The sequence below is a fragment of the Pseudoalteromonas sp. NZS37 genome (assembly GCF_015864265.1).
In the GTDB taxonomy this organism is placed as follows: domain Bacteria; phylum Pseudomonadota; class Gammaproteobacteria; order Enterobacterales; family Alteromonadaceae; genus Pseudoalteromonas; species Pseudoalteromonas arctica.
The window spans coordinates 603,806-627,939 of sequence record NZ_JADYXL010000001.1; the positions used below are offsets into that span (position 1 = coordinate 603,806).

16 protein-coding genes and 1 tRNA gene are annotated in these 24,134 nt (G+C 39.0%); 7 read left to right on the forward strand and 10 right to left on the reverse strand.

Annotation, left to right across the window (positions count from 1 at the left end):
• Window positions 1-111: 111 nt before the first annotated feature.
• Window positions 112-894, reverse strand: a complete 783-nt coding sequence (locus I6F47_RS02760) for a DUF481 domain-containing protein (RefSeq protein WP_197183297.1) — start codon at window positions 892-894, stop codon at window positions 112-114.
• A gap of 185 nt (window positions 895-1,079) precedes the next feature.
• Window positions 1,080-1,898 (reverse strand): mechanosensitive ion channel family protein, encoded by an 819-nt coding sequence (locus tag I6F47_RS02765; RefSeq protein ID WP_007582322.1) that lies wholly within the window; start codon window positions 1,896-1,898, stop codon window positions 1,080-1,082.
• 284 nt (window positions 1,899-2,182) lie between these two features.
• Here I6F47_RS02765 and I6F47_RS02770 point away from each other — a divergent pair.
• From I6F47_RS02770 to I6F47_RS02800, 7 genes are all read left to right on the forward strand, one after another.
• A tRNA-His gene (locus I6F47_RS02770) sits at window positions 2,183-2,258 on the forward strand.
• A gap of 482 nt (window positions 2,259-2,740) precedes the next feature.
• Window positions 2,741-4,066 carry a surface lipoprotein assembly modifier gene (locus tag I6F47_RS02775; RefSeq protein ID WP_197183298.1) on the forward strand — a complete coding sequence of 442 codons (1,326 nt, stop codon included), beginning with the start codon at window positions 2,741-2,743 and terminating at the stop codon, window positions 4,064-4,066.
• Between the two features lie 12 nt (window positions 4,067-4,078).
• Window positions 4,079-5,200, forward strand: a complete 1,122-nt coding sequence (locus I6F47_RS02780; protein WP_197183299.1) for a FecR family protein — start codon at window positions 4,079-4,081, stop codon at window positions 5,198-5,200.
• 39 nt (window positions 5,201-5,239) lie between these two features.
• Window positions 5,240-11,944, forward strand: coding sequence for an Ig-like domain-containing protein (locus tag I6F47_RS02785; protein WP_197183300.1), 6,705 nt, complete (start codon window positions 5,240-5,242; stop codon window positions 11,942-11,944).
• Between the two features lie 9 nt (window positions 11,945-11,953).
• Window positions 11,954-12,787, forward strand: coding sequence for an MBL fold metallo-hydrolase (locus I6F47_RS02790; protein WP_197102579.1), 834 nt, complete (start codon window positions 11,954-11,956; stop codon window positions 12,785-12,787).
• Between the two features lie 128 nt (window positions 12,788-12,915).
• Window positions 12,916-15,027 (forward strand): CHASE2 domain-containing protein, encoded by a 2,112-nt coding sequence (locus I6F47_RS20705; RefSeq protein WP_331458550.1) that lies wholly within the window; start codon window positions 12,916-12,918, stop codon window positions 15,025-15,027.
• Window positions 14,999-16,660 carry an HD domain-containing phosphohydrolase gene (locus I6F47_RS02800; protein ID WP_007586383.1) on the forward strand — a complete coding sequence of 554 codons (1,662 nt, stop codon included), beginning with the start codon at window positions 14,999-15,001 and terminating at the stop codon, window positions 16,658-16,660. The genes I6F47_RS20705 and I6F47_RS02800 overlap by 29 nt, the downstream gene beginning before the upstream one ends.
• A gap of 289 nt (window positions 16,661-16,949) precedes the next feature.
• Here the strand turns inward: I6F47_RS02800 and I6F47_RS02805 are convergent, their stop codons facing one another.
• The 8 genes from I6F47_RS02805 to iscR all read right to left on the reverse strand — a co-directional run bounded on the left by I6F47_RS02805 (window position 16,950) and on the right by iscR (window position 23,984).
• A complete protein-coding gene (locus I6F47_RS02805) occupies window positions 16,950-18,377 on the reverse strand; it encodes an NAD-dependent succinate-semialdehyde dehydrogenase (RefSeq protein ID WP_197183301.1) in 1,428 nt (475 codons plus the stop codon).
• A 248-nt stretch (window positions 18,378-18,625) separates the two neighbouring features.
• Window positions 18,626-18,964, reverse strand: coding sequence for an ISC system 2Fe-2S type ferredoxin (fdx, locus tag I6F47_RS02810; protein WP_165735300.1), 339 nt, complete (start codon window positions 18,962-18,964; stop codon window positions 18,626-18,628).
• A gap of 11 nt (window positions 18,965-18,975) precedes the next feature.
• The gene (gene hscA, locus I6F47_RS02815; protein WP_007586377.1) at window positions 18,976-20,838 is read right to left on the reverse strand and encodes a Fe-S protein assembly chaperone HscA; all 1,863 of its coding nucleotides are present in this window, start codon (window positions 20,836-20,838) and stop codon (window positions 18,976-18,978) included.
• 41 nt (window positions 20,839-20,879) lie between these two features.
• The gene (gene hscB / locus I6F47_RS02820; RefSeq protein ID WP_007586374.1) at window positions 20,880-21,407 is read right to left on the reverse strand and encodes a co-chaperone HscB; all 528 of its coding nucleotides are present in this window, start codon (window positions 21,405-21,407) and stop codon (window positions 20,880-20,882) included.
• A gap of 82 nt (window positions 21,408-21,489) precedes the next feature.
• On the reverse strand, window positions 21,490-21,813 hold the full coding sequence (gene iscA / locus I6F47_RS02825; RefSeq protein WP_007377674.1) for an iron-sulfur cluster assembly protein IscA: 324 nt from the start codon (window positions 21,811-21,813) through the stop codon (window positions 21,490-21,492).
• 12 nt (window positions 21,814-21,825) lie between these two features.
• The gene (iscU, locus tag I6F47_RS02830) at window positions 21,826-22,209 is read right to left on the reverse strand and encodes a Fe-S cluster assembly scaffold IscU (protein ID WP_007377675.1); all 384 of its coding nucleotides are present in this window, start codon (window positions 22,207-22,209) and stop codon (window positions 21,826-21,828) included.
• A gap of 41 nt (window positions 22,210-22,250) precedes the next feature.
• Window positions 22,251-23,468 carry an IscS subfamily cysteine desulfurase gene (locus I6F47_RS02835; protein WP_002958425.1) on the reverse strand — a complete coding sequence of 406 codons (1,218 nt, stop codon included), beginning with the start codon at window positions 23,466-23,468 and terminating at the stop codon, window positions 22,251-22,253.
• 24 nt (window positions 23,469-23,492) lie between these two features.
• A complete protein-coding gene (iscR, locus tag I6F47_RS02840) occupies window positions 23,493-23,984 on the reverse strand; it encodes a Fe-S cluster assembly transcriptional regulator IscR (RefSeq protein ID WP_007586371.1) in 492 nt (163 codons plus the stop codon).
• Window positions 23,985-24,134: the final 150 nt, after the last annotated feature.

Sequence of the window (24,134 nt, forward strand, 5' to 3'; positions counted from 1 at the left end):
TCCCTAGGTCTACAACCAAAATTGGTGGCTATAATACCTTAATTTTGAGCAAATAAAAAAGGGACTTTCGTCCCTTTTGTCACTTTAGTGTCATTAACTTAGTTACATTGGTTAAAAACTGTAAACCAGAGTAAATGATGTTTCTGTGTCAGTGCTTTCTTTGTCGTCAGCAACATCTGAGTTGTTAGTGACATTAAAAGCGACTTTCATTTGTAATGAGCCGTTTATTTTTGCAAGCAATGCAGTTTCTGAACGAGTTTTAGTGTTTGTATCACCATACTCTACAGCAACTAATTGAGTAAAACGTGCACTCTCAGAAATTTGCCAGTTGTAATCTAATTTACCTAAGGCAATTACTTCGCCTTCAAACTCGCCAGCAAGAGAGTTACCGTTATCATCAATTTCAGAGCTGTCATCTGGGTATTCAAAATATTTATAACCAGGACCAACTTCGGCACTTAACCACATTGTTTTTTCGTTTAATAAACGTAAACCGTAACCTGCAGAAATTACTGACTCACTTCTATATGCTCCAAAATAATCTGAAACGTGTGAACCATAAATGAATAGATGAGAATGATCTTCATTTAATTTGTAATTACCTTGCGCTGAAATCGAGTACTTTTCATTAGTGCGCTGCTTATTTTTGTCGCCATTAGCACCTTCAACTTCATCTTCTTTATAGATGCCGTCTAGTTTGTATTCGTTGTTCCAGTGTTCAAGGTTGTGCTGTACTTTAATACCACCTTTGAGTGTGGTCGTTTCTGTATTACCACTTGTGATAATAGCACCAAGTTCACTGGTAACTTCCCACGTTTTTTGATCTGCGTCTGCAGCGAATGCATTTGTTGCAGCAGATGCTGCAACTAAAACTGATAAAAGCTTTAATTTCATTAAAAAATAACCTTTGTATAAATGTATATCTATTTTATTAAAGCGTTACTTGTTAGAGCAAGCAAAACAGCTAAGTAATAATGTAAAAAATTTCATGCAGCAAATACTGCATGAAATTTTATTTCTAATAGCCGCTTTATCACTACAACAATTAAAGATAACTTTAATTAAATAACTATTTAAAATTAGTCTTGCTTGTGTAAATGAACATCCATTTGTGGAAATGGGATTGCAATATTTGCATCATCTAATGCAATTTTAATATTTTCCATTAATGACCAGTAAGTAGGCCAGTAATCAGCAGCGTTAACCCAAGGGCGAACAACAAAGTTTACGCTAGAATCACCTAGCTCAGATACAGCTACTGTATAAGCTGGGTCTTTAAGTATGCGTGTTTCTGCATCTAATACAGATTTTAATACTTCTTTTGCTTGACGTAAATCAGCATCGTAACTAACACCAATAACTAAATCGATACGGCGAGTAGACTCACGCGAGAAGTTAGTAATAGCGCCTGACATTATTTGAGAGTTTGGTACGATGATTACTTTATTATCTGGAGTACGAAGTTCAGTTGAAAATATTTCGATTTTCTTAACAGTACCCATTTTATTACCGGCTTCAACAAAGTCACCAGACTTGAATGGGCGAAGTAAAATAATAAGTACGCCTGATGCGAAGTTAGATAATGAACCTTGTAATGCTAAGCCAACAGCTAAGCCTGCAGCACCTAAAATAGCAATGAACGAAGTTGTTTCAATACCAATTTGCGAAAGTGCCATTAAAATAGTAACAGCAAATACAAGTGTGTACACAATGCTTGAAACAAACGACCCTACAGCTTTATCTACTTTCTTTTTAGCAAAACCTTTTTCAGTTAAGTTAGAACAAAACTTAGCGATACGACTACCAAGTAAAAAGATAACAAGCGCAACAACAGCTTGTATACCGTAGTGTAAGATTAGGCCTGAGTTATCGTTAAGCCAATTAAGTACTGAATCCATATTTACTCCAAATGTTTTTTATTAAGCGTTTTCCGAGCATTATTATACATTAATTTACAATTTATTCTCATAGAATAATGAATTAATACTATTAAATTCGCCTGTATTCGATTTTTCGCGAAGGTTATGCGACAAATATGTTACCTAATCCCCGTAAATACTAGCTGTCCAACACTGATTAAATTTGTTTATTTAAATTATTTTAATTTATTTCACTTTTAGACTTCACAACATTTATTATTTTATGTATTATGCGCGCCACACCAAACAAGGTGTGTGTAGTGGCGGTTGTAGCTCAGTTGGTAGAGCCCCGGATTGTGATTCCGGTTGTCGCGGGTTCAAGCCCCGTCAATCGCCCCACTTTTTCTCCTAGTAATACCCTTATTTATATTTTAATAATTCCCCTAAATTATATTTTTTAATATTCTATACAGCATACCCAAGCTTTATTACCCAAATTAATTAATATTTTAAGCTAAATTAGTTTATCAGCAACCTCTCCCCTTTAATTAGTTTAACTTGAAGATTTATTAGCAAGTATTTAGCCTGCAATTAAATAACATTTATTTAACCAATGTGATTACATTGGCTGTACTTAAGTACAAAAAGTGCTAGATTTCTAGTACTAATACCAAACCTGCATAAATATTTGAGCAACTTAACGAATTAAATTTCACTAAAACGTTGTTAAAATTTTTTATTTAGAACAACTAGATACAAAAATTTTCGCCTAGTTCTAGCGTGATTTTCTTAACGTTAAATAGACCTCACATATAAGCAGATTGGTATAACATCACTTTGATTACAAAACATCAAACTTCCTATGGGATATAAAATTAAGCATGATTAAACAGCTTTTAAGAAATTTACTATGTAGTTATTTGGCCTTAATAAGTTTTAGCTCATTGGCTCAAAGCAATGATGAATATGATAATCTATTGATTGAACTGCAAAAATTAGTTTCTGAAAAGAAATATACTCAGGCTTACGAAAAAAGTAACAGTGAATTTCAATACTTAGGTGAGCCTGTTTATGATTTTTTACTTGGGGTCTCTGCGCTTAAAACAGGAAATGCGGCACCTGCTGTATTTGCTTTTGAACGCGTGGTTGAAAACAACCCTAGATGGTATGAAGCTCGCTTGTACTTAGTTCGTGCTTATTTAACCGTTAATAATTTACCTGCTGCCGATACTCAAGCTTTAATACTGATTAACTCACCTAACACACCTAATAACATAAAATCTTCGGCACAGTCGTTACTTGATACAACCACACTTAAAAAGCAAGAAGCTGGGCGTTCTTATAAGCAAAATATTGAGCTTGCACTTGGCGTTGATGGCAACGTAAATGCGGGTACGGCAGAAAATACGATTATAATCCCTAATATTGGTGAATTTTTATTATCGCCAGAAAGTAAAAGTACGCAAGACAACTATGCGCGACTAAATTACAGAGGAAAGTACTCTCACCCCATAGATCAAAAAAGTTTAATCACTTTGAGTGTTAATACCGGGTGGTACAAGTTTGCAGAACTCAGCCAATACGATCGTATAAATGCGCATATTAATGCTGCCTATCAATATAAACAAAATGACATAAGTTGGTTTGCACAAGTATCGACGACTCCATTAATGCTTGATGGCGATCTTTATCGTACTGAATCAGCTTTAACAGCAGGTGCTAGTTATAAGCTGAATAAACAAGTTAATTTATTTAGCTCTGCGACTGCGGGTGTTTTAAATAATAGATTTGATGAAAAGCTCAATAATTCGTTTTATGCAATAAACGCAGGAGCTAGCTATGCAACTAAGCAATGGTTTCAAAGTTTAAGTGTTAACGCTAAAAATGAAGAAGCCGATATTACTGAAGGTGAATTTAATAGCCGTAATATTACGAGTTTGTACTACCAAGCAAACACTCAGCTGGCCCAGCATTGGCAGTTGTTATCTCTTGCTGGATACCAATGGATTAATTATAAAGATGATCACCCTTTATTTTTACAAGAACGTGCCGATAACCTCTTTATGCTCTCAACCACTGTTCGCTATTTAGTTAATCGTGATTTAGCAATACAGTTGGCTGCCAACTATCAAGATAAATCCAGTAATATTTCTTTATTCGAATATGACCGTTTAGATATCAATTTAAGCGCTTCTTACTCATTTTAATTTAAGGTATTTATGAAACATTTACTCCCTGTAATTACCACTTTACTTTGTGTAAGTTTTTATACACAAGCAAATGATCCTGCTGGTAAAACTATTTTAGCGCGAGGCTCTGTACTAGCGGTTGATGGAAGCTCTGAACAACAACGGCAGTTGCAGCGCAGAGATACCGTTTTTGGTGTAGATCGCATTACGACTGGAGAGAAAAGCAAAGCGCAATTTTCAATGTCGGATGGTGGTTTAATCGCTTTAAAAGAAAATTCAGAACTAAATATTGCTAACTACGAATTTGATGATAATACCCAACAAGGTTCTGCTTCTATTGAGTTACTTAAAGGTGGTTTACGCTCTATTTCGGGTGTGATTAAAAAAAATGGCGGCTCTTATAATGTAAAAACCCCCGTTGGCTCTATTGGTATACGTGGAACACATTTTGAAGTTCAGCTCGTTGAAGGTAATGTGTTTTTAGCTGTATGGGATGGCGCAATAGATTTAACTTTAGAAAATAATAGCGTGGTTTCTTTGGGTGATAACGAGGCATTTTCGTTTGCACAAATTACAGCCTCTGGTGAAGTATTAAAAACGACGCGTGCGGCACGTGTGTTTGATCAAAATATAGTAACGATCAACCCTAAAGATGACGACGAAGAAGAGACTGAACAAGCATCTGTAACTGAAGTTGAAGTAAATGCTTTTGAAGCAGATACAGATACTATGGATATATATTCTGAACAACAATTTCAAACAGTTAGCAGCGCATCTTTAGTCGATCAAATAGCTCAGCGCCAAGGTGTATTTAACTATGAAGCATCAAGCTTTAATGTAAATTCGAGTGTGGGTGCTGTTACTGACTTTGCTATGACTATGGCTGTTGATTTTGATAATGGCACAGTGCCTGATGGCGAAATTAGTTTTAATGACGCGGGCGGAAATTGGTATGCGGCTTACAGCGGTTTAATAAATTTAAGCGAACTTGACTTAGCCGTTACATTTGCATCCCATGGCAACAATAAAGCCGAGGGCGATGTTGATGCAATATTTTTGAATGACTTAGACAACATTACTGGCAACTTTAATCTTAACGAAATAAATAATCCTGATGTAAATGCTAGCGGTTCTTTTAAATTAGAACCATAAACACATTGGATACAAAGCTTTTATTATGGAGTATTTAAAATGACAGCAAAAAATATATTTTTGCTTGGTTCTATGGTGTTTTTGTTAAGTGCCTGTGGAGGCTCAGAAGAAAGCCCTGCTCAAGAGGCAATACAATCACCTACCGCTGAAGTAGTACCGCCAACGGTGACTAGCTATATAAATTTGGCTGGTGTTATAGCGAGTAATCAAACCAAAAATACAAAAGTTTTAGGTGCTGTCACTTCAAGTAGAGGTGTTGTTGGATCAAGCATAGCCAATACACGCGCTAATATTGTTTTTTCACAAACAAACGAAACTGTGCAAGGCAACGTTTCTTTTTTACTTGAAGCTTCGGATACTGATGGCATTGCTGAAGCTAATTTAGTGCTCCCTAGTGTCAATAAAAGCATATCACTGTGTTCTTCTGATTGTGGTTTTGACTACGAAAAATCAATTATAGGCCTCAGCCCTGCACTTTATGGCGTAACTCCAGGAGAGATACGCCTAGAAATATGGATAACTGACACTTTAAATAATCAAGTCCTTGCTGATGCAATTACTTTTAACTGGCAACCATATCAAATTGAAGGTGTTACAGCTCAGCGAGACGAAGATAATATTAATCTTTCGTGGCAAGCTAAGCCCGAACTTAATCGTTATAACGTTTATATTGCAACTCAAGCTGGAGTTTCATCTACTAATATTAATGAATTAGAAAACGGGCAACAATTTTTAAGTATTCAAGATACTGCATTAAGCATTACCGAGTCACTTACAGATAAAAGTTATCAAGTACTTATTACCGGTATTGATGGCAGTGGTGAAAGTGGCTTTGCTAATATAATAAACATAGCACCAGTGGGTGGAGAGCTTGCATTTGCACCAGAAGCTAATGCCGATCAGTTTCAGATAAATGAAGATCAAACTCTGCAAGGCAACGTTCTAACAAATGATACGAATCAATACAGTGGCGATTTACGTGTAAATGCAGATGCATTAATTCTACCGCAGCATGGCACCATTAATATAAGTGAAAATGGGGATTTTACTTATATCCCTATTGCAAACTTTAATGGTGAAGATGCCTTTAGCTATCAAGTTGCTAACGAGCTAGGTATGACAGACACCGCAGTTGTAGAGATAACTATTTTAGCTGTTAACGACGCCCCTATTGCGCTTGATAATACTTATAACATCACAAACAATGGAACCTTAGTTGTCCTATCGCCTGGCTTACTTATTAACGATAGCGATATTGATTTAGATAACTTAACTGTTGATACAACGCCTGTTAGCGAACCGACAAGAGGACAATTAACCCTTTTTGATAATGGTAGCTTTGAATACCAAGGCGAGCAGAACATGCAAGGTGAGGACAGCTTTCAGTATAGAGTTGTTGATGCACAAGGTGCTCAGGCTATTGCAAATGTAACTATTGTAAGCTCAAACACTAACGTAGCCCCTGTAACAAAAAATGATAGCTATAGTTTAAGCGAAGATGAAACACTTGTGGTTACAGCAACCAATGGTGTGCTTAGTAACGATACTGACCCAAATAATGACAGTTTTTCAGTTGATGAAACATTTATTGTGGCACCAACACATGGCCAACTATTATTAGCAATTGATGGCAGCTTTAGTTATGTGCCGGATGCTAATTTTAATGGTGTTGATCAATTTCAATATCAAGCTATAGACTCATTAGGTGCAACCTCTACAGCCACAGTAACTTTAATAATAAACAGCCAACCCGATAGCCCTGTCGCACAAAATGATGCCTATCAATTTAGTAAAAATAAACTATTTGAAGTAACAGTACAAAATGGCTTATTAATTAACGATTTTAATATTGAGGCTGGCGATTTATCAGTTAACACTACGGCAATTAATACAACTCAAAATGGCGAGCTTACATTAAAAGTTGATGGCTCGTTTACCTACCAACCAGACTTAGGTTTTATTGGTGTAGATAGCTTTACTTATTCAATTTCAAATGAGCAAGGCTTAACTGCTACAGCTCAAGTAACCTTAAGTGAAAGCGGCGTTAATACTTTTCCAGAAGCCAATAACGATCAATTTACGTTAGACGAAGACAGCTCTGCATCTTTATTAGACGTGCTAGCTAACGACACTGATGCAGATGGCGATACGATTAGTATTTCGAACATAGAAAATATTGCTGGAGAAGCGACTATTGTCGCCGGAAAAATACAGTTTACTCCACCAGCAAACTTTTCAGGTGAGATAGTACTAACTTACACCATTACGGATGGTTATAGCACTGGTAATGAAGGCATAAACGACAGAACAGCAAGTGTGACGATTACCGTGACACCCGTTAATGATGCCCCTACTGCAAATACTGATTCAGCAACGATGAACGAAGATGCTCCTGCGTTATTAGTTAACGTACTAGCTAACGACTCCGACATTGATGGCGATACTCTTACAATAACAGCTGCTACTGCAGATATAGGTTCTGCATCTGTTGTTGATAATAAAATCCAATACACGCCTGCTGCTAATACAAATGGAACAGCAATTATTAGCTACACAATAAGTGATGGTAATGGCGGTACTGCAACTACAAACTTATCAATAATTATTACTCCTGTAAACGATACTCCTATTGCAAACGCAGACTCAGCGACAGTAGATGAAGATGCAGCGCCAATACTAATAAACGTATTGGCAAATGACTCTGACGTGGATGGTGATAGCCTCACTATCAGTGCTGCCTCGGCAAATACTGGTTCAGTCGCAGTGGTTGGCAATCAAATTCAATATACACCGGCAGCCGACGACAACGGCGTAGCAACAGTTACTTATACTGTAAGCGATAGCAGCGGTGGTACCAGTACAACAACGTTAACTATCACTATTAACTCCGTAAACGATGCCCCAATAGCAAACGCCGATTCGGCTACCATGGCTGAAGATGCAGCGCCAATACTAATAAACGTATTGGCAAATGACTCAGACGTGGATGGCGATAGCCTCACTATCAGTTCAGCCTCGGCAGATACGGGTTCGGTCTCAGTGGTTGGCAATCAAATTCAATATACACCGGCGGCCGACAGCAATGGCTTAGCAATAGTTACTTATACCGTTACTGATAATAATGGCGGAACAGATAATACCACGGTCACTATTACGATAACGGCAGTGAACGATGCACCTGTTGCTAATAATGATACCGCGACCATGGCTGAAGATGCAGCGCCAATATTAATAAACGTATTAGCAAATGACTCAGATGAAGACGGCGATAGCCTGACGATAAGTGCAGCCTCAGCTGATATTGGCTCAGCCTCAGTAGTTGGCAATCAAATTCAGTACACACCTGCAGCCGATAGCAACGGCTTAGCAACAGTTACTTATACTGTTAGTGATAATAATGGTGGAACGAATACCGCCACGGTCGCTATTACGATAACTGCAGTGAACGACGCACCTATTGCCAATAACGATACCGCGACCATGGCTGAAAATGCAGCGCCAATACTGATAAACGTATTAACAAATGACTCAGATGTAGATGGCGACAGCCTGGCGATCAGTGCAGCATCAGCCGATATTGGCTCAGTCTCAGTAGTTGGCAATCAAATTCAATACACCCCTGCACCGAATGAAAATGGACTCGCCACTATAACTTATACTGTTAGTGATAATAATGGTGGAACGAACACTGCTACACTCACTATTACGATAACTGCAGTAAACGATGCGCCTGTTGCCAATAACGATACCGCGACCATGGCTGAAGATGCTGCACCAATACTGATAAACGTATTAGCAAATGATACAGACTCTGATGGCGATAGCTTGGTGATTGCTTCAGCCTCAGCTGATATTGGCTCGGTCTCGATAATTGGCGATAAAATTCAATATACACCTGCAACCAATATCAATGGACTTGCCACAGTAACTTATACTGTTAGTGATAATAATGGTGGAACCAATACAGCCACAGTAGCCATTACCGTAACAGCCGTTAACGATGCCCCCGTAGCGTCAGTTCAAATTTTTAGTATTAATGAAAATGCTACAGATGGTGACATTGTAGGGACTGTTAGCGCGTCAGATATTGAGAACCAGACTTTAACTTATAGTTTAACTGGCGGTAACACTGCTTTATTTGAAATTAATAGTAGCTCTGGTGTTTTATCAACCGCAGGTGAAAGCCCATTTGATTTTGAAACAACTAATCAATATATCTTAAATATCACTATAACTGATGATGGCACCCCTAATGAAAGTTCAAACGTTAACATAACCGTTAATATTACTGATGAAGTTGAGCTTTTTATTCCAACTGAAGATGTGGCATTTGGCCGCCCAATTACAGGAGAGCTTGATCTTTCGGACATTTTTTCTGGTGGCGAATTTAAAGACAGTATAGAGCTTAATGGCAACCTTTATTTTGTTGGTTTTACCAACAATGCTGATAAAGACCTTCTTATTATCTCTTACTCAAACAATGGTGATATGAATACTGCCTTTAATAACACCGGCACTAAAATACTCGATTTAGATCAAGACGAAGAAGCCACCGCTATTATTTCTGACGGTACAGATCTTTTCATTGCCTATTCTAGTTTTGATGGCACCCATAATGAAGCTTGTATACTTAAAATGGATCTCGCTGGAACGTTAAGTACTGGTTCGGATGATGACGACGATGAAAGTGGCGCAGATATTCAATGTACAACGCTTAATAGTACTACCGTTATTAATGACCTTGAAATTGATGACGATAAAATACTGGCTGTAGGTAAACGCTTTGATGGCACTCAAAACGATAGTCTATGGATACATTATAAAAAATCAGATCTAGATTTTGAGAACTCTACTCCAGCTATTGTCGATGTTAGCGGCGCTAATCGAGATGATGAAGGCTTTGCAGTTAAGAACTTTGATGATTCCGATTACTTAGTGGTTGGGAGTGTTACCAATGCAGAGGGAACAAAAGACTCTCTACTTCGTTATTTAAAATCTGATGGCGATAATGACAATAACTTTAATGGTGGTGCAGCACTAACAATTGATATATCTGATAATAATACAGACGACGAACTTTTTGCTGTAGGCGGAGTTGTTGATTCTGAATTTACTGCCTTCGCAGGTGGATATGTAACAAGAACCAGCGGTGAAAAAGAAGCGGTAGTATTAGCTATTAATAAAGATGGGGAACTAATCACCACCTTTGGTAATGCTGGTATTGCAATTTATGATATTGATAATGATAGTGGAAATGGTGATGGCGGCGCTAAAATTACAGGTATTAAACACGAGCCTAGTAACAATGGCATTAGTTTGTCGGGGACGACTGGCGTATCAGCCTCAGAAAAATTATTTTCAGCACGGATTAATAATCAAGGTACTTTAGATAGTGCCTATGGCACCTCCGGCATTAATATAATTGATGGTATAAGTGGTAAGCAATTTGCCAACACTTTAGCTATCGACTCTAATGACACTCTTTGGGTAGCTGGTGTTAATGATGATTCAAATACAAAACCGTTTATTGCAGCAATAGACAGTCAAGCCACATTATTTGGTAACTTTGAAACGAATGGTTACTTTACCCTTAATAATTTAGTAGATGCGACAAACGACGAATCAATGCACGTTTTACAACTTAGCAATGACCCTCATGCTGGTAAGTACATTCTTGCATCAACGGCTAAATCGGACTCAATTACTAAGTTAGTATTAACACGCTTTACGAGTGCGGGTGATATCGATACTAGCTTTAGCGAAAGTGGCCATAAAGAAATTGCCATAGATTTGAGTAAGTCGCGCGTCGCTTTAACCGAGCAAAGCGACGGCAATTTAGTTATTACAGGCTCTAAAAATAGTGAAAATGGTGAAGCGGGCTTTGTAGCTAAAGTTGATCAGTCTGGTAATTTAGACACTTCATTTGCAACAGATGGTGTATACACAACCTCTGTCAGTGGCGCAGAATTGGTAAACCTGACAGGTATTGCACTTGATAATAGCGGTAACATTATTACTGTTGGGTCAATCGTAATAAGCGGCACTCCTAGCCCAATCGTTATAATGTTGACACCAGAAGGTACCCTTGAGCCAAACTTTGGCACTGGCGGAAGTATCATAGGCTCAGCTTTTGAGTACTATAACCGTGTACATACCGACAATGCAGATATTTTCATTGGTGGTAAGGCAGTATTAAGTGGCACTTCAAAGCTAATCGCATTGAAGTTAAGCTCAAACGGTACTGAAGTCTTTAAATATGTAGGTGAAGGAACCACAGATACCGACAATAAAATAGCGCAGATTTTGACTGACACAACGGGTAAGTTATATTTAATAGCAAACCTTATTGATTCGCCAAATAAAGCCAATGTTATTAGGTTGCTCGTTACGGGTGCGCTTGATACTAGCTTTGCCGTAAATGGTGTCGGTGAATATACTTTGGCGTCAAGCGGTAACACTGAGCTAAGTGGTGCAGCGCTCGATAGTAGCAATCAAATTATTTTAGCCGGCATGGCTAACAATAAAGGAATGTTAGCGCGTATTTTAACTGACGGTACTTTAGATAATACGTTTGGAGCCAGTGGTGCCGGATTTTATGAAGCAAGCCAATGTACCAGTACACATGTATTTACTTCAATCATCTTACAAAATGACACCCAAGTTGTTGTAAGCAGCACCTGTAATGACACTAACTCTAACAATGTTAGTATTTCTAAATTCAATTTTGTAGAAGATGGAGCTTAGCCTTAAATTATGAAAGTTGAATTTTTTGGTGTTAGAGGCTCAATGGCTTCAGCAGGAAGTAATACGCACATTTTTGGAGGAAATACCTCATGTGTGTACATCGAACAAAATAATGGCAAAGATCTCATTTTAGACTCTGGTACCGGTATTGTAGAACTCGGTACACGTTTACTAGAAACACAAAGTCCTATCAATATTTTGCTAACGCATAACCATTGGGACCATATTCAAGGGTTTCCTTTTTTTAAACCTATTTACCAACCTAACCGCGATATAACTATTACTGTGGGTAACGTTGATGATAAAAAAAGCCAAGATGCCATATTAAAGCAAATGAGTGGTTCGTACTTTCCGGTGTGTTATCAAGATTTACCTGCCAGCATTACGCTTAATACTGATTTATCGTCTCAAAAGCAATTTACACTTAATGGTTTTTTGGTTTCGACTGCTCCACTAAATCACCCTGGTGGTGGTACTGCTTATTGTATTAAAGCAGATGAAAAAAAGGTGGCTTACGTTACCGACAATGAGCTAAATCCGCCAGAAAAAGCAAACACAAGTATTAGCGAATGGGTCAACTTTATTGAAGGCGCTGATTTACTAATTCATGATGCTCAATTTATAGATGCAGACTTGCCTCTTAAACATGGTTGGGGGCATAGCACCATAGATCAGGTGGCTGAGCTTGCTATAAAAGCGAGTATTAAAAATGTGGTTATTATTAGCCACGATCCATCAAGAACCGATGAACAGTTATTAGCTATAGAAAAATATTTACACACGCAGTACGCTCAACAGGTAAAAATAGAATGCGGCCGAGAAGGACGAGTTTTTGATTTTTAGTCTATCAAGGAGCGTTACTCATTAGCTCCTTAAAACCAATTACTTCAAAGCACTTTTTCATTGGCGCTGTTATTACATTATTAATTGCATCAATAGAGCTATTTTCAACTGGGTCGCTTGCAAAGTTAGTGAACCGCGTAGAAGGTATAATATACGACTCTCGTTTATTACTAACGCTTTCAGAGACGCCTAGGCGTATTGATGAAACCGTTGTAATAATTGATATCGATGAAAAGAGCATGCAAGAACAAGGACGCTTTCCTTGGAGTCGCTCAAAAGTAGCCGACCTTGTTACAAAGCTTACTGATGCAGGTGTTATTGTTATTGCATTCGATATATTTTTTTCTGAACAGGAAGAAAACCCTGTTACAAAAATTATGTCTGAAATTCCTGATTTATCAAAAAAGTACACCATCCCCTTTGCTGAAATTACTAAACAAGTCGATGCAGACACAAAACTAGCAAGCGCATTATCTAAAAATGATACTGTTCTTGGTTTTTTATTGATTGATGAACAACTCACTAATCAAAACTTGCCAGCTAAAAGCAGTGTTATATGGGCAAATGCGGATCATACTAATTCACAAATAAACCAGTTTCCTGGTGCTATTGTAAATATCCCACAGTTACAAAATGCTACAACGGGCACCGGCTTTATTAATGCACATAGTGACGAAGATGGCTTTATACGTAAAGCAGCTCTTATAAATCGAGTTGGCAATAAGCTCTACCCTTCTTTAGCACTTGAAGTTGCTCGACTTTATACCCTTGCTGAAAACATAGAAACTCGTTCCAACATATTAGATGGTATAACGTTATTCGAAGGTATAAAGTTTCAAGATAAGTGGATTCAAACTGATGAATATGGGCAAATATTAATTCCTTACAAAGGGCGTGCACATAGCTTCCCTTATTATTCGGCTACCGATATTTTGACCAAAAAAATTGGTTTAGAGGAGTTAGAAGGCACAGTAGCCTTTATTGGCACATCGGCAATTGGACTCGCTGATTTAAGATCAACACCTGTTGGTTTACAGTATCCCGGTGTGGAGGTTCATGCCAATATATTTGAAGGATTAATGCACCCAGAGCTACTGCCATCTAAACCTAATTGGTCACTGGGAGCAAGTTTACTCATCATTGCATTAACGGGTAGCGTACTGTCGTTTTTTAGCCACGGTAAGAGCGCACGTTTTATTATTGTTTTGTCTCTTACAGTCACAAGTGTCGTTATATTTTTAAACGTTTATTTATGGTCAGTGCAAAAAATTAGTTTACCTTTATTAATGCCCCTTTTACTCATCATTATATTAGCGGGTTATTACATCATTGTTGGTTCTATCGCTGAAATGAAACATAGCCGAAAAATAAAATCTATGTTTGACCAATATATGCCTCCTGAGCGTATAAATCAGATGATACTACAGGGTAAAAGTTTATCTCAAAAAAGTGAGCGAAAAAATATGACGGTGTTGTTTGCCGACATTCGTAGTTTCACTTCACTATCAGAAAGTATGTCGCCTCATCAGTTAAGTGAATATTTAAACGAATATCTTACGGCTATTACCAAAATCATATTTGATCATAACGGGACTATTGATAAGTACGTAGGCGATATGGTGATGGCATTTTGGAATGCTCCACTAAAAGATGAAAACCACGCTCGCCATGGTGTTGAAGCCGCTATGGGTATGATTAACGGGTTAACGCAAGTAAATCAGTTATTTGCAGAAAACAATCAGCCTGCAATAAAAATTGGTATCGGTTTAAGTACTGGCGATATGAATGTAGGTGATATGGGTTCGGTTTACCGTAAAGCCTATACAGTTCTTGGTGATACTGTTAATTTAGGTGCTAGAGTAGAAAGCTTGACCAAATTTTATGGCGTAGCTATTCTTGTTACAGAAGAAACGATGAAAAAATGCCCTCATATTTCATTTCGTTTAATAGATAAAGTGCAAGTTGTCGGAAAAACAACGGCTGTACTGTTGTTTGAGCCTATAAACTTTACAGATAAGCTCGATGAAGAACAGTTAAATGAAGTTAAAAAATCACAGCAGGCCATGACGCTTTTTTATAATAAAAACTGGCCACAAGCGCTTAGCTTATTTAAAGAACTACACAGCACGACCGTATTTAGCTCTGACGTTTATACCATTTTTATCGAACGTATTAAGGGCACTGATTTGCAAACACTCGCTAAGGATTGGAATGGTGCCTTCAAACATACTAAAAAGTAGTAAACATATGCGACAGCACATTAAAGACAAAACAAACCTTCAGCATTTTATCGATATTAGTATTAGGCTAACAACAGAAAAAAACTCGTCTAAGTTACTTGATGAAATACTGCAAGTTGTGATGTCGATAGCAAATTCTGATGCTGGCAGCATTTACTCTATTACCCCAAACAAACAACTCAAGTTTGAAACGGTAATAAATAAGTCATTAAATCTTTATTTAGGTGGCACTTTAGGGAGCCCTGTAGATTTTCCTAATATAGATCTTTTTATTGATGGCAAACCAAACGAAACAGCTATTGTTGCCCACTCTGCAAATTCTGGCGAAGTGATTAACATTCCTGACGTGTATGATGCCCTGCCCTTTGATATGAGCGCAGCTCGCAAAATGGATGCACGCACGGGTTATCGTTCTGAGTCCATGCTAACAATTCCTTTAAAAGATCATGAAGATGACATTATTGGTGTAATCCAGCTTATAAATGTAAAAGATGCGCAAAATAAAAACATTCCTTTTAGTGAAGAGCTTGTCACTCTAATTCGATCTTTTGCCTCTTTAGGCGCTATTTCACTAACTAACTCGACACTAATTAAGGGAATGGAAGATCTTTTTTCAACCTTTGCTGAAACAATTGCGATGGCAATAGATGAAAAGTCTCCTCATACCGGTGGCCATTGTAAACGAGTGCCAGCACTCACGTTAATGCTAGCTGATGCCGTACATGATATAAATAAAGGCCCTTTGGCTTCATTTTCGATGAGTGAGGCCGACCGGCATGAACTTGATATAGCAGGCTGGTTACATGACTGCGGGAAAATCGCGACTCCCGATCACATTATGGAAAAGTCGACAAAACTAGAAACTATTTTTGATCGAATAAAATATGTAGATGCTAAATTTGAAATAATTAGCCGAGATTTAAAAATAGCGTATCAGCAAAAAATCATCTGTGCGATGAAGCTGCAAAAACCTATCGAGGTTCAACAATTTGAACGCCTACTTGATACCGAGCTTAAACAGTTGGCATTAGACCGTGCATTATTACAGCGTGTGAATGTAGGGGGCGAGTTTTTAGGTGATGCAGAACTTGAGCACATTGAACGCATTGCAAACAAATACCAACTCGTTATAAATGATATTAATACACCATTGCTCTCAGCTGATGAAGTTGAAAACTTAACAATACGAAGAGGCACGTTAACCGAAGCCGAACGTGAAGTAATGAAACGTCATATGGATGTAACTAAAAATATTTTAGATGCCCTGCCGTTCCCTAAACACTTAAGTAATGTGACTGAATATGCTTTAGGTCATCATGAAAAACTTGACGGTACTGGTTACCCAAGAGGTTTAACCAAAGAGCAAATGTCGGTGCCTGCAAGGTTAATGGCTATTACGGATATTTTTGAAGCGCTATCTGCAGTAGACAGGCCCTACAAAAAAGCAAAACCGGTCAGTGAGTGTTTATTTATTTTAGGGTCAATGGTTGCTAAAAACCATCTTGATGCTGACATTTTTGCTATTTTTATTGAGTCGCAAGTCTATAAAAATTATATCAATGAATATGCTAACCCAGAGCAGCTAGATGAGGTAGATTTTGATAACTTACCCGGTTACACACCTATAAGTTAGCACCTATAAAGCCATGCCTTTATTCAAAATACGCTTATTACAGCCTATACCTATCCAAACAAAAAAATGCCACCTTACGGTGGCATTTACACACGGGGTTATTTCTACTTATAGAAATCCTTTTACTTTTTATTTGTTTTTTTATGTTGTTTTATTAACAAAAAATATGTTCCCAAAGGTAGCATTTAGCGCTTTGGGTAGCAACAGTAAAAGGTAAAGTTCATATATCTGCCATATTAACGTCATAAAAAAGCGCGAAGTAAATTCGCGCTCGTATACTTAACTGCCGTTATATTTTAATACACACGTATTTTTCTTCTAGGTACTCATCCAGCCCTTGATGCCCACCTTCTCGGCCCAAACCAGATTGTTTAACGCCACCGAAAGGCGCTACTGGGTTTGATATAACACCTTCATTTACACCAACCATACCAAATTCAAGCCCTTCACTAATTCGGTAAATTTGCTTAATATTTTGGCTGTAAAAGTAGGCTGCTAGACCAAATGGTACATCGTTAGCAAGTGCAAGCACTTCACTTTCTTCATCAAAAGGAATAACCGTTAATACTGGACCAAATACTTCTTCGTGGTAAATATCCATCTCTGTCGTTACGTTGTTTACTATTAATGGGTTTTGAAAGCTGCCACCTAAGTCACTATTATCGCCAATCAACGTAGCACCTTTATCGAGTGCGTCTTGTACTAACTGTTGTACTTTCTCTTTAGCTTTAGGGTAAATAAGCGGACCAATATCAACATCGTCTTCAAAACCATTTGCCACTTTTAACGCTGCAACCTTAGGCGTGATTTTTGACAGTACTTTGTCGAGAATATTACGTTGTATAAAAATACGGTTTGCAGCAACACATGCCTGCCCACTATTTCTAAATTTAGCCGCCATTAGCCCTTCAACAGCTTCATCTAAGTCGGCATTATCAAAAATAATAAAAGGCGCATTACCGCCAAGCTCCATCGAGGTGCGTTTAATTGTGTCTGCACATTGCGATAGCAACTGCTTACCTACACCGGTAGAGCCAGTAAATGTAAACTTACGCACGACTTCTGAATCAGTCAGCATTTTACCGACTGTTTTGGCATCTTGTGAAACCAGTACATTAAATGCACCTTTAACAAAACCAGCTTGATCGGCCAGATAAGCAAGTGCGATAGCGCATAGTGGCGTATGTTCAGAAGGTTTAAGTATAAAGCTACAGCCCGCAGCGTAAGCTGGAGCTACTTTACGAGTAACCATAGCAATAGGGAAGTTCCACGGCGTTATACCAGCTACAACACCGACAGGCTGCTTAAAGCTAGTTAAACGATGCGAGTCATCTGTTGGCGGAATTACATCTCCGTAACTACGTTTAGCTTCTTCTGCAAACCATTTGATAAAACCTGCACCGTAATTAATCTCACCAAGAGATTCTTTGAGCGGCTTGCCTTGCTCTTTGGTCATTAGCTCTGCAAGTGTTTGCTTGTGCTTTATTACTAGCTCATACCAGCGCATCAAGGTTTCGCTTCGCTCGGTGGCATTCGTCGCTTTTAACTTAACAAAAGCCCCTTGAGCTGCGGTTATTGCTCTATTTACACCCTGCTCGTCAATATCGCTTACATCAACAATACTTTTTTCGGTCGCGGGATCGTTAACGCTAAAGTGCGTATCAGTTTTATAAAATTCGCCGTTAATAAATGAGTCTGAGAAAATAAGATTACTCAAAATAAACCTCCGAAATAGATTTTAGGGATTGGGTTGAACTCGTAGCAGCGGGTTTACCCCGCGTTTATATAATCTGAAAAATACGTGATCATTTTGATGTTCAAGTTTGAGATTAGAAAAATTTAACTTAAAACGTTTGAGATTTAAAAACGCGACATAAAGTCGCTGCTACGTGTTTATAAATGCTTTTTTGAAACAAAAAAGCCGCTGTATCAAACAGCGGCTTTTAATATATACATCGTTAAAAACTAGTGCTCTTCATTAACGATATTGAGATTGTACTTAGGTATTTCAACCACCAAGTCTTCATCTCTTATAATTGCTTGGCAACCAAGGCGTGACTCAGGCTCTAAGCCCCATGCTTTATCTAGCATGTCATCTTCTAGCTCATCACTCTCTTGTAGTGAATCAAATCCTTCACGAATCACTAAATGACACGTAGTACATGCACACGACTTTTCGCAGGCATGTGCAATGCTAATGCCATTTTTAAGTGCCGCGTCGAGTACCGTTTGGCCTGCAGGGGCTTCAATTGCAGCGCCGTCAGGACATAATTCAGGATGTGGAAGAAAAACAATTTGTGGCATTCTAATCTCTCTTAAATGTTGTCTACTGACTGCCCTGTAAGGGCCTTTTTAATTGATGCATCCATTCTACGCGATGCAAAGTCGCTACTCGCATTATCGACTTTTTCGATAGCTGCTTTAATTTCGCCAGGCTCTTGTGCATTTTCGCGCACTTTTACCAGTTCTGCAATTTCAGCGCGTAAGTTAGCAAGTTGCATATCGTCAAGTAATGCAGCATCGGCTGCAAGTGATGCATTAAGCGCTTCTATTACGCGTAATGCTTCTACTTGTTGCTCTTTAAGCATACGTGCTTGCATGTCGCCTTTAGCGTTGCTCATTGACTCTTTTAGCATGTTAGCTACTTGGTCATCAGATAAACCAAACGAAGGTTTAACTTGAATTTCAGCTTGTACGCCTGTTGATTTTTCCATTGCTGAAACACTTAATAAGCCATCTGCATCAACTTTAAAGGTTACACGAATATGCGCAGCGCCTGCCGCCATTGGTGGAATACCTTTTAAGCTAAACTTAGCAAGCGAACGACAATCATCAACAAGCTCACGCTCGCCTTGCAGCACATGTAATGACATAGCTGTTTGGCCGTCTTTAAACGTCGTAAATTCTTGCGCGCGTGCTACCGGAATTGTTGTATTACGCGGAATGATTTTTTCAACCAAACCACCCATAGTTTCAAGACCTAGCGATAACGGTAATACATCAAGTAATAACATGTCAGAATCGGGCTTATTGCCAATTAACACGTCGGCTTGAAGCGCAGCACCTAAAGCGACAACACGATCAGGGTCGATTGAAGTTAGCGGCTCTTTATCAAAAAAGCTTTGTACTTGGCTACGTACCAGTGGCATACGGGTTGAACCGCCTACCATAATAACTTGCAGTACTTCGTCGTTTTCTATGCCAGCATCTTTTACAGCACGACGACACGAACGCAGTGTTTTTTTAACGAGAGGCATAGCCATTTCGTCAAACGTTTCGCGTGTTACTTCTACTGTGTATTTTTGATCGTCAAACTCAAGACCCACGTTTACTTTAGCGTATTGGCTTAATGCTTCTTTACAGGCTTTTGCTTTATTGATGAATAAACGTAAAACTGAGGGTGACAACGCTGACACACCAGTTTGCTGCTTAAAGTAATCAACAAGGAGCGAATCAAAGTCATCGCCGCCGAGACTTGAGTCGCCGCCAGTTGCCATTACTTCAAACACACCTTGGTGTAATCTAAGTACTGATATATCAAATGTACCACCGCCTAAATCGTAAACAGCAATAATACCTTCTTGGCCAGAATCTAAACCATAAGCAACCGCTGCTGCTGTTGGCTCATTTAATAGACGTAGTACGTTAATACCAGCCAGCTCTGCGGCATCTTTAGTACTTTGGCGCTGTGCGTCATCAAAGTACGCTGGTACTGTAATTACAGCCCCTAAAATTTCTTGGTTGCCAAAACTTTGCTCAGCTCGTGCTTTTAATGCAGCTAAAATATGGCTTGATGCTTTAATTGGACTGATTTTACCTGCCGCAGTTTCTATTGCTAGCGCACCATTGTGCTCACAGAACTCATACGGTAGTTGCCCATAACTTTTCTCTATTTCAGCCTGAGTTTTACCTAAAAAACGCTTAACCGAAATAAGTGTATTAGCAGGGTCTTGCGTTGCTGCTTGTGCAGCCTCTGCGCCAACAGTAATACCGCCTGCTTGATAACGAACAACCGACGGTAACATAGCCGCGCCAAGATCATCAGTTAACGTGCGGGCTTCGCCACTTTGTACTGTTGCAACTAATGAGTTAGTTGTACCAAGATCAATACCAATAGCTAGTTTATGTTCGTGTGGTGCCGCGCTCTGCCCCGGCTCAGCAATTTGCAATAATGCCATAATGCTCTTTAAACTCGTGTTGCTCGCTTTGCAGCAAGTAATTAATCGTCAAATAAACTGTCTTCAATACGCTCTAGTTCGTCACGTAACTTATAAACAAACTTCAGTTTACGAATATTATCTGCGGCAAGTTGATATTGCTGCTCATCGTTACTTGCTAGTTGTTCGGCAAGTTGTGCACTGTACTGCGTGTTTAGTTGCTTAATTTGTTTTTCAAAATTTGCAATGGCGGTATCAGGATCGCGCGACGATGTTAGCTCTTCAAGCTCTTCGCGAAGTTCCATTTGCTGCATTAAAAACATTGGATCTTGCAAGGTTTGCTGCTCTGCACGAATATCAACGCCTAGCTCGCTCAGCATATATTCAGCACGTTTTACTGGGTGCTTTAATGTTTGTAGCGCATCGTTAATTTCGGCGGCGCTTTGCACTGCCATTAACTTATCGCGGCTACTCGCATTCGCGTGGCGATCTGGATGTACAGTACGCTGTAATTCCAAGTAGTGCTTGTTAACCGTTGCTAAATCAATATTGTAATCAACGGGGACTGCAAATAATTCAAAGTAACGCATAACTTCAACCAATAATATTCAGAAATAACAAAGCCCTACATTAACTGGCAGGGCTTATTTATACTACAAAGATATTTTAAGCTTAAACGGTAAAGCTTTCGCCACAACCACACTCATCTGCTTGATTAGGGTTTCTAAATTTAAACCCTTCATTTAAGCCTTCTTTAGTGTAGTCGAGCTCTGTGCCATCGATGTAAACTAAGCTTTTAGCGTCAACAATTAATGTGACACCTTTAGCCGCAAAAGTTTCATCGTCTTCGTTTAAATCGTCAACAAACTCAAGTACATAAGCAAGACCTGAACAGCCCGTCGTTTTAATGCCAACGCGCAGGCCTAAACCTTTACCGCGGTTTGCTAAAAATGATTGTACGCGGTTTGCTGCCGCATCTGTCAATGTCACTGCCATGAGTTTCTCTTCTTACTTCGCTTGTTTGCTTTTGTAGTCTGCAATTGCTGCTTGAATTGCGTCTTCGGCTAAAATTGAACAGTGAATTTTCACTGGTGGTAATTCAAGCTCTGCACTGATATCAGTGTTTTTAATTGTCGCTGCTTCGTCTAGCGTTTTGCCTTTAACCCACTCTGTTACAAGTGAAGATGAAGCAATTGCGCTACCACAACCGTAGGTTTTGAATTTTGCATCTTCAATAACGCCTTCGGCAGATACTTTAATTTGCAATTTCATTACGTCACCACATGCTGGTGCGCCTACCATACCCGTTGCCACTGACGGATCATTTTTATCTAGAGTACCTACGTTACGTGGGTTTTCTACGTGGTCGATTACTTTATCACTATAAGCCATTATTCTATCCTCATTACCTGCTAGGGTATGTGCTCACACTATTAGTGGTGAGCCCATTCAACTGAATCTAAATCAATACCTTCTTGATGCATCTCCCAAAGTGGAGACATCTCACGTAGGCGACCGATAGAGTTTTTCATTAATTCGACGGTGTAATCAATCTCTTCTTCGGTAGTAAAGCGACCAATACTAAAACGAATTGAGCTATGTGCTAATTCGTCGTTACGGCCAAGTGCACGTAATACATAAGAAGGCTCTAAGCTTGCAGATGTACAGGCTGAACCTGACGATACTGCAATGTCTTTTACTGCCATAAGTAACGACTCACCTTCAACAAAGTTAAAGCTGATGTTTACAATGCCAGGTACTGATTGGTCTTGCGTGCCGTTAAAGTATACTTCGTCCATATCAGCCATAATGCCGTCGATTAAACGATTACGTAAGGCGCTGATGTGTGCGTGATCTTTTTCGAAATCTTGCTTAGCAATTTTAAACGCTGTGCCCATACCCACTAATTGGTGAGTTGCTAGTGTACCAGAGCGCATACCGCGTTCATGTCCGCCACCGTGCATTTGCGCTTCAAGGCGAGCACGTGGTTTACGACGAACGTAAAGTGCACCAACACCTTTAGGGCCATACACTTTATGTGCAGAGAACGACATAAAATCAACTTTAAGCTGTTGCACGTCGATTAGTACTTTACCCGCGCTTTGCGCTGCATCTACGTGGAACATAATTTTACGTTCGCGACACATTTCGCCAATAGTCGCGATATCTTGAATTACACCTAGCTCGTTATTAACGTGCATGATGCTTACAAGTACTGTGTCGTCACGCATTGTGTCGGCAAGTTTTTGTAAATCAAGTAGGCCGTTTTCTTCAACGTCCATGTAAGTTACTTCAAAACCTTGGCGCTCAAGCTCACGACATGTGTCGATTACAGCTTTATGCTCAGTTTTAGCGGTAATAACGTGCTTACCTTTTTTCTTGTAAAACTGTGCTGCACCTTTAATAGCAAGGTTATTTGATTCTGTTGCACCCGATGTGAAAACAATTTCACGTGGGTCTGCATTAATTAAATCAGCAATATCTGTACGTGCTTGGTCAACAGCTTCTTCTGCTTGCCAACCAAAACGGTGTGAGCGTGACGCAGGATTACCAAACTTACCGTCCATTGTCAGGCATTGCATCATTTCTTTAGCAACACGTTCGTCAACAGGCGTGGTCGCTGCGTAATCTAAATAAATCGGTAACTTCATTTCTCTCTCCGCTGCAGGTCAACCTTAAAGTTGACAGCTTACTTGAATGTTTTCCAACTGCTTAATTGCATTATTAATACTGTTATCTTGGCGCGATGCTATTTCTTTCACATCTGATTTTTCCACCAATTCAGCAAGGGTAATATTATTCAAAAATTCTTCTATGCGTGCGCTTAAGTCTGACCACAAATTATGTGTTAAACAACGCATACCACTCTGACAGCCGGTATCGGCACCTTGGCAACGTGTTGCATCGACCGACTCGTCTACGGCGCTAATAATATCGCCAACAGAGATAACGCTCGCTTCACGCCCTAGTAAATAACCACCACCAGGTCCACGAACAGAACTTACTAGGCCATTTTTACGTAAACGAGCAAATAATTGTTCAAGGTAAGACAAAGAAATTTCTTGTCTTTGTGAAATATCAGCAAGGGCTACAGGACCTACACCTGTGTGTAGTGCAACATCCAGCATAGCTGTAACGGCATATCTGCCTTTTGATGTTAACTTCATAACGCCCCCTGCACAAAAGAGTGCAAATTTTAATTACCAGAGTAAATTAGTCAAGTATTATCACTTGATAAAAATTTGATTTAGAAACTCTTACTTTTAAATTGTAGAGTTAACAAATTTTCAATACTTGACCTCTTTGGTCAAGTATTA

What these genes read in the sequence shown, in the direction of transcription:
- I6F47_RS02760 (WP_197183297.1), bottom strand. Translation starts at nt 894, where the DNA reads ATGAAATTAAAGCTTTTATCAGTTTTAGTTGCAGCATCTGCTGCAACA.
- I6F47_RS02765 (WP_007582322.1), bottom strand. Translation starts at nt 1,898, where the DNA reads ATGGATTCAGTACTTAATTGGCTTAACGATAACTCAGGCCTAATCTTA.
- I6F47_RS02775 (WP_197183298.1), top strand. Translation starts at nt 2,741, where the DNA reads ATGATTAAACAGCTTTTAAGAAATTTACTATGTAGTTATTTGGCCTTA.
- I6F47_RS02780 (WP_197183299.1), top strand. Translation starts at nt 4,079, where the DNA reads ATGAAACATTTACTCCCTGTAATTACCACTTTACTTTGTGTAAGTTTT.
- I6F47_RS02785 (WP_197183300.1), top strand. Translation starts at nt 5,240, where the DNA reads ATGACAGCAAAAAATATATTTTTGCTTGGTTCTATGGTGTTTTTGTTA.
- I6F47_RS02790 (WP_197102579.1), top strand. Translation starts at nt 11,954, where the DNA reads ATGAAAGTTGAATTTTTTGGTGTTAGAGGCTCAATGGCTTCAGCAGGA.
- I6F47_RS02800 (WP_007586383.1), top strand. Translation starts at nt 14,999, where the DNA reads ATGGTGCCTTCAAACATACTAAAAAGTAGTAAACATATGCGACAGCAC.
- fdx (WP_165735300.1), bottom strand. Translation starts at nt 18,964, where the DNA reads ATGCCACAAATTGTTTTTCTTCCACATCCTGAATTATGTCCTGACGGC.
- hscA (WP_007586377.1), bottom strand. Translation starts at nt 20,838, where the DNA reads ATGGCATTATTGCAAATTGCTGAGCCGGGGCAGAGCGCGGCACCACAC.
- hscB (WP_007586374.1), bottom strand. Translation starts at nt 21,407, where the DNA reads ATGCGTTACTTTGAATTATTTGCAGTCCCCGTTGATTACAATATTGAT.
- iscA (WP_007377674.1), bottom strand. Translation starts at nt 21,813, where the DNA reads ATGGCAGTGACATTGACAGATGCGGCAGCAAACCGCGTACAATCATTT.
- iscU (WP_007377675.1), bottom strand. Translation starts at nt 22,209, where the DNA reads ATGGCTTATAGTGATAAAGTAATCGACCACGTAGAAAACCCACGTAAC.
- I6F47_RS02835 (WP_002958425.1), bottom strand. Translation starts at nt 23,468, where the DNA reads ATGAAGTTACCGATTTATTTAGATTACGCAGCGACCACGCCTGTTGAC.
- iscR (WP_007586371.1), bottom strand. Translation starts at nt 23,984, where the DNA reads ATGAAGTTAACATCAAAAGGCAGATATGCCGTTACAGCTATGCTGGAT.